The 9953-nt window shown below is 69.5% G+C and carries 9 protein-coding genes; 7 read left to right on the top strand and 2 right to left on the bottom strand.

All coding sequences use genetic code 11. From position 1 onward, the window contains the following. The 7 genes from Q0C41_RS26860 to Q0C41_RS26890 form a co-directional block, all read left to right on the top strand. A partial coding sequence (locus Q0C41_RS26860; RefSeq protein WP_291989295.1) for a GGDEF domain-containing protein occupies positions 1–754 on the top strand: 754 nt, incomplete at its 5' end. Continuing rightward, positions 751–1776: a rod shape-determining protein gene (locus tag Q0C41_RS26865; RefSeq protein WP_291989297.1), complete on the top strand. Its 1026-nt coding sequence runs from the start codon at positions 751–753 to the stop codon at positions 1774–1776. The genes Q0C41_RS26860 and Q0C41_RS26865, both read left to right, overlap by 4 nt. Positions 1777–1892: 116 nt before the next feature. Next, positions 1893–2795 carry a rod shape-determining protein MreC gene (mreC, locus tag Q0C41_RS26870; RefSeq protein WP_291989299.1) on the top strand — a complete coding sequence of 301 codons (903 nt, stop codon included), beginning with the start codon at positions 1893–1895 and terminating at the stop codon, positions 2793–2795. Then, a complete protein-coding gene (mreD, locus tag Q0C41_RS26875; RefSeq protein ID WP_291989301.1) occupies positions 2792–3316 on the top strand; it encodes a rod shape-determining protein MreD in 525 nt (174 codons plus the stop codon). The genes mreC and mreD overlap by 4 nt, the downstream gene beginning before the upstream one ends. 22 nt (positions 3317–3338) lie before the next feature. Then, a complete protein-coding gene (gene mrdA, locus Q0C41_RS26880) occupies positions 3339–5306 on the top strand; it encodes a penicillin-binding protein 2 (RefSeq protein ID WP_291989303.1) in 1968 nt (655 codons plus the stop codon). A gap of 25 nt (positions 5307–5331) precedes the next feature. Next, positions 5332–6432, top strand: coding sequence for a rod shape-determining protein RodA (gene rodA, locus Q0C41_RS26885; protein ID WP_291989305.1), 1101 nt, complete (start codon positions 5332–5334; stop codon positions 6430–6432). A 147-nt stretch (positions 6433–6579) separates the two neighbouring features. Next, positions 6580–8271, top strand: coding sequence for an Rne/Rng family ribonuclease (locus tag Q0C41_RS26890; RefSeq protein WP_291989307.1), 1692 nt, complete (start codon positions 6580–6582; stop codon positions 8269–8271). 126 nt (positions 8272–8397) lie between these two features. Here Q0C41_RS26890 and Q0C41_RS26895 read toward each other — a convergent pair whose 3' ends face one another. Together Q0C41_RS26895 and Q0C41_RS26900 are read right to left on the bottom strand one after the other, a co-directional pair. Further along, a complete protein-coding gene (locus Q0C41_RS26895; protein ID WP_291989309.1) occupies positions 8398–8892 on the bottom strand; it encodes a hypothetical protein in 495 nt (164 codons plus the stop codon). A 92-nt stretch (positions 8893–8984) separates the two neighbouring features. Further along, positions 8985–9953: DUF4097 family beta strand repeat-containing protein (locus Q0C41_RS26900; protein WP_291989311.1), on the bottom strand; the 969-nt coding region annotated here is incomplete at its 5' end.

Genomic DNA, 9953 nt, shown 5'->3' on the forward strand with positions numbered 1-9953 from the left:
GTCGATGCGGGCCGTCCTCGGCGCCGGACCGGACGCCGCCGCTGTCGCGTGGCCGCTCCGCGGCCGAAAAGACGTGGCAGGCGTGCTCGTCGGCATCGACGAGGCGCCGGCGCCGCGTCCGCCGGATGTGGCCGGCGCGGGGGAGGCCCTGTGGCCCGACGTGCTGGAGCCCATCGGGCTGGCCCTCGAACGGGTGCAGCACCTGGACCGACTCCGGCAGCTGGCGGCGATCGACGACCTGACCGGGTTGTTCAACGCGCGCCATCTGCAGCACACCGTGGAACGCGAGCTGTCGCGCCTGGCGCGGACCGGCCGCCCGCTGTCCCTGGTGTTTCTCGATCTGGACGCGTTCAAGCGCGTCAACGACCGTCACGGCCACCTGCTGGGCAGCCTGACGCTGGTGGAAGTGGGGCATCTGCTCCGGGCCTGTGTCCGGCTGACCGATACGCCGGTGCGGTACGGCGGCGACGAGTTCGTGGTGGTCCTGCCCGGCACCAGCCGGCGGGATGCCAGCCGTGTGGCCCGCCGCATCCAGGAGCGGGTCGCGGCCGAGACGTTTCTTTCGGGGCGAGGGGTGCAGGTGCGGCTGACCGTGTCGGTCGGTGTCGCCACCGTCACCCGTCCGACTTACGCGGCCGCCGACTTGATCCGCACCGCCGACGAGGCGATGTACTGGGTCAAGCGGCATGGCCGCAACGGCATCAGAGCGGTCCTGCTCGGCAGGGCCGCCCAGAAGGGGAGTACGACCGAGTGAGCCTGCGTTCGCTGTTCTCGTTGTTCTCGAGTGACCTCGCCATCGACCTGGGGACCGCCAACACGTGCGTGTACGCCCGGGGCAAGGGCATCGTCGTCAACGAGCCCTCCATCGTCGCCATCAACAAGGTCAACGGCCGCATCGAGGCCGTCGGCAAGGAGGCCAAGGACATGCTCGGGCGCACGCCCGGCAACATCGTGGCCATCAAGCCGATGAAGGACGGGGTGATCGCGGACTTCGAGGTCACCGAGAAGATGCTCACGTACTTCATCAAGAAGGCGCACAACCGCAACGTGTGGGTGCGCCCGCGCATCGTCATCGGCGTGCCGAGCGAGATCACGCAGGTGGAGAAGCGGGCGGTGAAGGACAGCGCCTACCGAGCCAAGGCCAGCGAGGTGCACCTGGTCGAGGAGGCGATGGCGGCGGCGATCGGCGCGGGGATGCCGATCACCGAGCCGTCGGGCAACATGATCGTGGACATCGGCGGGGGCACGACCGACATCGCCGTCATCTCGCTGGCCGGCATCGTCTACAGCAAGGCGGTGCGCGTCGCCGGCAACGAGATGGACGAGGCGATCATCCAGTACATCAAGAAGACCTACAACCTCCTGATCGGCGAGCGGACCGCCGAGCAGATCAAGATGGAACTCGGCTCGGCGTTCCCGCTCGAGGAGCCGCGCGAGATGGAGATCAAGGGACGCCACCTCGTCGAGGGCGTGCCCAAGACGATCACCATCAGCGACAGCGAGATTCGCAGCGCCCTGGCCGAGACCGTCAACGTCATCGTCGACGCCGTGCGGATCGCGCTCGAGCGCACGCCACCGGAGCTGTCGGCCGACATCGTCGACCGCGGCATCGTGCTGACCGGCGGCGGGTCGCTGCTCAAGAACCTGGACAAGCGGCTGCGCGAGGAGACCGGCCTGCCGGTGGCGATGGCGGAAGACCCGCTGTCCACCGTGGTGCTCGGCGCCGGCCGCATGCTGTCGGACTTCAACCTGCTCCGCAAGATCTCTATCGATTGAGCGGCCTTGGGCCGTCGGCCGTCGGCCTTCGAGACACCGAAAGCCCTTCGTGACCTGCCGGACCCGTCACCGAAGGCCCAAGGCCGAATGCCGAAGGCCGACTGCGTGCTGACCCTGTGCTGACCAACGATCGCGGCCCCGTCCTCGAGTTCCAGAAGCGGACCGGCTACCTGCTGGTCGCCGCGCTGCTCGGACACCTGTTGCTGATTTCGGCGCAGGTGAGCTCGCAGCAGGGCGCGAGCGTGCTCGAGACCACGATCTTCGGCACGCTGTCGCGGGTTCAGGCCCTGACGGCGTCCATCACCCAGGGCGTGACCGGGGCCTGGAGCAACTACGTCGCCCTGCGTGGCCACCGGGCCCGCGCCGACGCGCTGCAGCTGCAACTGGACCGGCTCGGCGTCGAGCTGCAGCACGCCAACGCGCAGGCCCGTCGGGCCGAGCAGCTCGAACAACTGCTCCAGCTGCAGCGCACCGAACTGCCGGCCACGATGGCGGCCCGCGTCATCGCCGCCGATCCGGCGGCGGCCTTCCGCACCGTGACCATCGACAAGGGCGCGGCCGATGGCGTGCGGCGCGACATGGCCGTGCTGTCGCCGCTCGGGGTCGTCGGTCGCGTGATCGACGAGCCGGCATCGCATCAGGCCAAGGTGCAGCTCATCATCGACCGCAACGCCGGGGTCGGGGCCGTCGTCGATCGCAATGGCGCCGGCGGGGTGGTCGTGGGGAGCGAGGCCGACGCGCCGCTGCGGATGGAGTACGTGTCCAACCTGGCCGACGTCTCGCCCGGTGACCTCGTGATGACCTCCGGGCTCGATGGCATCTACCCGCGCGGGTACGTCATCGGCCGTGTGGAGAAGGTGGAGCGGGGATCGGGCATGTACCGGCTGATCGCCATCCGCCCGCGCGTGGACTTCTCGTCGCTCGATGCCGTCCTGCTCGTCACCGGCGCCCAGCCGGCCCCGGCGGCCAGCGGCGAATCGGTGCCAGCGGTCCCAGTGCCTGCGGTCCCGGTGCCATGACGCGTCTCGTCTTCGCCGCGCTCGCCATCGTCGGGGCCCTGATGCTGCAGACGGTGGTCGGCTATCAGCTCTTCGGCCGGGTCATCGCGATGGACCTGGTGCTGGTGGTGGTGGTCGGCACCGCGATCTTCTTCGGGCCGACGGCGGGGTTGGTGAGCGGCACGGTCGCGGGCCTGTGCCAGGACGCGCTGTCGGGCGGCGTGCTGGGCGTCGCCGGGCTGGCCAAGACCCTGGCCGGATTCGTCGCTGGCGTGGTCGCCACGCAGTTCATCGTGAGCAGCGTGATCCCCCGGGCGGTGGTCTTCGTGGCCATGACCTGGCTGCACGGCGTGTGTTTCCTCGGACTGTACGCCATGATAGAGAGACACGGGATGGGCCGGCCCTGGCGCCACTTGCTGATTCAGAGCCTGTTGAACGCCTTCGTGGGCGTGGTGGCCACCCGCATGATCGAGCGTGGGCCGGAGTGGTGGCGGCGACGCCAGTACACCCGCCGCGCGGAAGGACGACGGCTGGCGCGCTGAGCGCGCGCGGCCAGACACATCGATGCCGTTCACCGAGGATCGCCTGAACCTGCCGCTGCGCCTGCGCGTGCTCCAGTGGAGCCTCGCGGCGGTGTTCCTCGCGCTGGCGATCGCGTTCTGGTACTTCCAGGTGGCCCGCCATCAGCAGTTTCTCGAGATGGCGGAGAACAACCACCAGCGGGCGCTGCCCCTGGCGGCGCCGCGCGGCGTGCTCTTCGATCGCCGCGGCTCCGTGCTCGTCGAGAATCGCTTCGCCTTCAACATCTCCATCGTCCGGGAGCAGACCGCTGACCTGGCGCGGACGGCGCTCGACGTCGCCCAGTTGACCGGCGTGCCCGTCGAGACCATCACCGACGCCCTCGAGCGCAGCAAGCGCCTGCCGTCGTACCGTCCCACCGTCGTCCTGCGCGACGTCACCGAGTCGCAGATGGCGGCCGTGGCGGCCCATCGGCTCGAACTGCCGGGCGTGATCGTCGAGAAGGTGCCGACGCGCCGCTATCCACCCGCCTCGATGGCGGCACATCTGATCGGCTATGTCGGCGAAGTCACCGACGCGCAGCTGGCGCGGCCGGAATACAAGGACGTGCAGGGCGGCGCCGTCGTCGGCCAGTCCGGCGTCGAGCAGACGTACAACCCCCTCCTGATGGGCGCCGATGGTGCCCGCCATGTCATCGTCAACAGCCGCGGGCGAGAGATCGACGTGCTGGGCGAGGAAGAGCCCGCCGAGGGGCGTCGCCTGCAGCTGACCATCGATGCCGACGTCCAGCGCGCCGCCGAGGAGGCGTTCCGGCACTACGGATTCCGTGGGGCCGCCATCGCGCTGGCGCCGTCGACGGGCGAGGTCCTGGCACTGTCGTCGCTGCCGGCCTACGATCCCAATTCGTTCGCCGCAGGCATCGGCCGCGCCGAGTGGAACGGCCTGCTCACCGACCCCCTGCGGCCGCTCAACAACCGGGCCGTGCAGGGCCGGTACTCGCCGGGCTCGCTGTTCAAGATTGCGGTGGCCGTCGCCGGCCTCGAAGAAGGCGTCATCACGCCGGACACCCGCATCTTCTGCGGGGGCGGCGCGTCGTTCTACGGGCGCTTCTTCAAGTGCCACAAGGCGGGCGGACACGGCTCGGTCTCGATGCGCGAGGCGCTCGAGAAGTCGTGCAACGTGTACTTCTACACGCTCGGCAACCTGCTCGGCGTCGACCGCATGCACAAGTGGGCGACGGCACTCGGGCTCGGCGAGATGAGCGGCATCGACCTGCCGCACGAGACGCAGGGCATCATGCCGTCCACGGCCTGGAAGAAGCAGCGGACGGGCGAGAAGTGGTACGCCGGCGAGACCATCTCCGTAGCCATCGGCCAGGGCCAGGTCTCGGTGACGCCGGTGTCGCTGGCCGTGATGATGGCGTCGGTGGCCAACGGCGGCACCCGCATCGTGCCGCACCTGGTGCGTGCCGTCGACAACGGCAAGGGCTGGGAGCAGCTGCCGGCCCCCGCGGGGCAGCGCGACCTCGGCATGGCGCACGAGAACGTCGAGGTCGTCCGCGAGGGGCTCTGGATGGTCGTCAACGGGGCGGGCACCGGCGGTCGCGGGCGCATCGTCGGCTACGACGTCGGCGGCAAGACCGGCACGGCGCAGGTCATCTCCAACCAGGGCAAGGCCAGGGCTGGCAAGGGCGGGCGTGATCTCCGCGACCACGGCTGGTTCGTCTTCTTCGCGCCGGCCAAGAACCCGACGATTGCCGGGGTCGTGTTCGCCGAGCATGCCGAACACGGCTACTCGGCCGCGCCGATTGCCAAGTTCATGATGGAGACGTGGTTCGCCAAGGAGGAGGGACGCCCGCTGCCGACGCTGGCGCCCCTCCCGGGCACACCGGTGGCACCGAGGGCGCCCATGCCGACGGTCGTCGCCGCCGGGCCGCGCCCAGCCGCGCCGTCGCGCGCGGCGACGCCGGTCACCGCGACCGCGCCGACCAGCCGCACGGGAGGCGACCGATGACGCCCCGATTCGCGGAGGCCGGCTGATGTTCGAACAGCGACTCTACAAGCACCTCGACTGGAGCCTGCTGGCGGCCGTGCTGCTGCTGTGTCTCGTCGGGTTGCTGATGATCTACAGCACCACCTTCGACCCCCTCCGCGCCCGCGTGGGCCGCGAGTTCTACACCCAGCTGTCCGCCGTCGGCATCGGCCTCGTGGCCATGACCGTGGTCCTCCTGATCGACTACCGCACCCTCTCCGGCTACGCCCCGGTCTTCTACGGGGCCATCGCCGTCCTCCTGATCTACGTCCTGTTCTTCGGCGTCGTGGCCGGCGGCTCCCGCCGCTGGATCTCTCTCGTCGTCTTCAACCTCCAGCCGTCGGAGTTCGCCAAGGCGGCGCTGGCGCTCCTGCTGGCCACCTGGTTCGGCCAGGAGAAGCTCTCGGCCCTGCGCACCGGCGATCTCGTCGTCGCCGGGGGCGTGCTCCTCCTTCCCTTCCTCCTCATCGCTCGCCAGCCGGACCTCGGGTCCGCGGTCACGCTGCTGCCGGTGCTCGGCGGCATCGCGTACGCGGCCGGCTTGCGCACGCGCCTCATCGGCTACGCCGTCCTCGTGTGTCTGCTGCTCGCCCCGGTGGCCTGGGTCTACGGGCTGCAGGACTACCAGCGGTCGCGCGTGGTCACCTTCCTGGATCCGGCGCAGGACGCCCGCGGCGCGGGCTACCAGCAGATCCAGGCCCGCATCACCGTGGGGTCGGGCGGCCTCACGGGCAAGGGGTTCCTCAACGGCACGCAGGGGCAGTACAAGTTCCTGCCCGTCGCCCACAACGACTTCGTCTATTCCGTGCTCGCCGAGGAGCACGGGTTCCTCGGCGTGCTCGCCACGCTGGGGCTCTACCTGTTCGTGCTGCTGCGCTCGCTCGAGGCGGCACGACTCGCCCGGGATCGCGTCGGGGCCTACCTCGTGGCAGGCCTGATCTCGTGTTTCGCCTTTCAGGTGATTTACAACATCGCGATGTCGGCCGGCCTGGCGCCGGTCAAGGGGCTCACCTTGCCCCTGATGAGCTATGGCGGCTCGTCGATGATCGCCACACTCATGAGTTTCGGCCTCATCCTCAACGTGAGGATGCGGCGCTTCGCGAATTGATGGTGACCACGTCCTGCCTGATCGTGTGGCACATGGTGCTGCGGGTGCTCGGAGTGCTCTCCGGGTCGCCGGCGCTCCACGTGTCGGCGCGCGCCCTGCGCGTGCCAGCACACGGATCAGGCGGTGCGGGCGCCGGGAGCGTACTGCATGACCAAGGAGATGATTGTCTCCGCGACCGACCGCGAAACCGCGGTCGCGATCCTCGAGGACGACCAGGTCGTCGAGTTCTTCATGGAACGGGAGCGCCAGCAGGGCGTGGTCGGGAACGTCTACAAGGGACGTGTCTCGAAGGTCCTGCCTGGCATGCAGTCCTCCTTCATCGACCTCGGGCTCGAGCGTGACGGGTTCCTCTACGTCTCGGACGTCATCACGCCCGCCGAGGCACTCGAGGACGACCCCGACGAGCCGTCCACTCCCGCCGACGACGTAGCGGCCGGGCTGGCCAGCGACGTCGATGGTGGCGGGCTGGATGTCGCTGACGGACGCGCCCGCCAGTCCGACGCTCCCGACGACGGCGCCGGCGACGACGAGGCCTCGCAGGGCGCCAACGGCCACACGCCGCCGGCGCAGGCGGCCGGGCGCAACGGCGACCGGCGCCAGCGGCAGGAGCGCGCGGCACAGCCCAACATCGAGGACCTGCTCAAGGAAGGGCAGGACGTCCTCGTGCAGGTCGTCAAGGAGCCCATCGGCACCAAGGGCGCCCGGATCACCTCGCACGTGACGATTCCGGGACGGTTCCTGGTCTTCATGCCGACCGTCGACCACATCGGCGTGTCGCGGAAGATCGAGTCGCGCGAAGAGCGCGCGCGCCTGCGCGGCATCGTCCGTCAGTTCCGCGAACTGCACGCCTTCAACGGTGGCGTCATCATCCGCACCGCGGCCGCCAACCGCCCCGACGCGGACATCCTCGGCGACCTCGACTACTTCCTCCAGGTGTGGAAGGAGATCAAGCACAAGTCCGAGACCCAGCGATCGCCCGCGGTCATCTACCGCGAGCAGAGCCTGGTCGCGAAGCTGCTGCGTGACCTGCTGACCGACGAGTTCAGCGTCATCCGCATCGACTCGCCGGAGGAGTTCCGTCGGGTGACCTCGCTCGTCGAGCGCATCATGCCGGCGATGCTGCCGCGCGTGAAGCTCTACACGCGCGACTTCCCGATCTTCGAGGAGTACGGCGTCCGCACCGAGATCGACAAGGCCCTCCGCAGCAAGGTCTGGCTGAAGTCGGGCGGCTACATCGTCATCAACCAGACCGAAGCGCTGGTGGCGATCGACGTCAACACCGGGCGGTACGTCGGCAAGAAGACCACCGGGCGCCTCGAGGACACCATCCTCAAGACCAACCTCGAGGCGGTGAAGGAGATCGTGCGGCAGCTCCGCCTGCGCGACATGGGCGGCATCGTCGTCCTCGACTTCATCGACATGGAGGACAAGAAGAACCGGCAGAAGGTCTTCCAGACGCTGGAAGGGGAGCTGCGGCGCGACCGCGCCCCGAGCAAGGCCATCCAGGTGTCGGACTTCGGGCTCATCATCATCACGCGCAAGCGCGTCAAGCAGAGCCTCGAGCGCCTGATGACCGACCAGTGCCCGTATTGCTCGGGCACGGGCACGATCAAGTCGAGTGCCACGGTCTGCCAGGAGATCCTCAACGAGTTCCGCAAGGTCGGCAACGACCTCGATGGCCACGGCGTGCTGCTGCGCGTGAACCCCGAGATTGCCGAAGCGCTGCAGGGCGACGAGCGTGGCGTGCTCCGCGAGGTGGAGCAGGTGGTCGGGCGGAAGGTGACGGTGCGGCCGGACGCCTATCTGCACCACGAGCAGTTCGACGTGATGAGTCTCTGACGGGCGCCTCGGCGGGTGTCTCTCGTGAACGACAAAAAGGCCGTCCCTGTGAGGGGACGGCCTTTTGCCTGTGCCTTGGTGGGAGGGCCGGCTCTGCGAGCCGGCCGGACACCGTGCCGAACCTGCCTACGCGGCGACCAGATGCACCAGGTAGTGCGTCCCGCCCCGGTTCACCCACACACGCAGGTAATCGTTGCCGTTGAGCAGTTCGACCTTCGAGCTGCCTGCCGCGGGCCCGGAGCCCTTGGCGACGTTCTTGATTTCGCTCTTGGGCACCACGCTGACGACCTCACGGCCGACGACCTTGCCACCCTTCACGAACTCGACCCAGCGCTCGTACGGCTTGGTGGCGCCGGTCGGTGCCGGCGGCTCCTCGCCCGTCAGGCGCAGCTGATAGCTGCCTGCTGGCAGGGCCTCACCATTGGCCTTGACCGCGCGGCTGATGCGCACGGTGCCGAGCGACGTCGTGCCTGCGGGCAGCGCCGCGGTGTCTGCCGCGGCCGTCGCAGGCTGCGTGTTCGGCGCCTTGTGCTGGGCCGAAACCGGTGCCGTGGTCGTCATCAGCGCGAACGCGCCTGCCGCAAGCACGCCCGTCAGTCCAGCCAGATTCTTACGCGTCATCCGTTGCCTCCTGATATCCACCCGCGATTATACGCCCAGCGTGGGGCGAATGCGGAAGCTGGACCTTCGTCTGGGCGTCGCGCACGGACGACCTAGCGCTGCGGCGGGCGCGTGCTCGCCACCCGGATGTCGCCCGTGAAGGTCGTCAGGTCGTAGAACGCCGACCCGTCGCCGCTGCTGCCGCGCACCTGCCGCGACCCTGCCGGGCCGGGCTGGGTCGGGACGTCGCTCGTCACGTCCCCCTTGAAGGTGTTGGCCTCGAATTCGAAGCCGCCGCCCCCCGGCGTGAAGACGAAGATGTCGCCGGCATGGGTCTTCAGCTCGTAGCGACCTGCCCGGCGGGGGGCGGAGGCGAACTCGATGTCGCCGCTCACGGTTCGCACCAGCGCCCGGTCCGACGAGGACTCGCGCACCTGGACGTTGCCGCTCACCGTCCCCATCGTCAGCGAGGTGGCCTTCACCCCCGACGCGATGACGTTGCCGCTCACCGACTGCAGGTTGGCGTCTCCACTCACCACGCTGCGCGACAGCATCACGTCGCCGGACATGCTGCGCAACATGCGGACGCGCGAGAGTGCCTCGGCCACCACGTCGCCGGCCATCGCCTCCACCCGCACGTCCCCGGCCACGTTGCTCACCCGCACGTTGCCCTGCATGTTCTTCAGTTCGAGCGCCGTGCCTGCCGGCAGGGCAATCTCGTAGTCGGTCCGCACGCGTGCCCGCAGGCCACGCGCCGGGGCCTGCCGCGGTGCCACCGGCAGCGTGGATCGCACCGCCACCCGGTTGCCGTGCTCGGAGACGTCGATCTCGAGCGCCTTCAGCAGCGCCTCGGCGTCGGCACCACGCGCCTGCACTCGCCGGACGATCGACAGGCGACCCTCGCGTCCCTTGCCGCCGACCACGACCACGTCACCCAGCATGTTCAGCAGATCGAGGGTGATGCCGTCGCCGCCCTTGAACTGCCGGACGATCGCCTCGGCGTCGACCCACGGGGCGCGTTCGGCCTCGCGCCGGGCCAGGCGCTCGCGGGTCCACGCCTCCGAGGCCGGGCCGCGTGCCGG

The sequence above is a fragment of the Luteitalea sp. genome, assembly GCF_022842525.1.
Lineage (GTDB): Bacteria > Acidobacteriota > Vicinamibacteria > Vicinamibacterales > Vicinamibacteraceae > Luteitalea.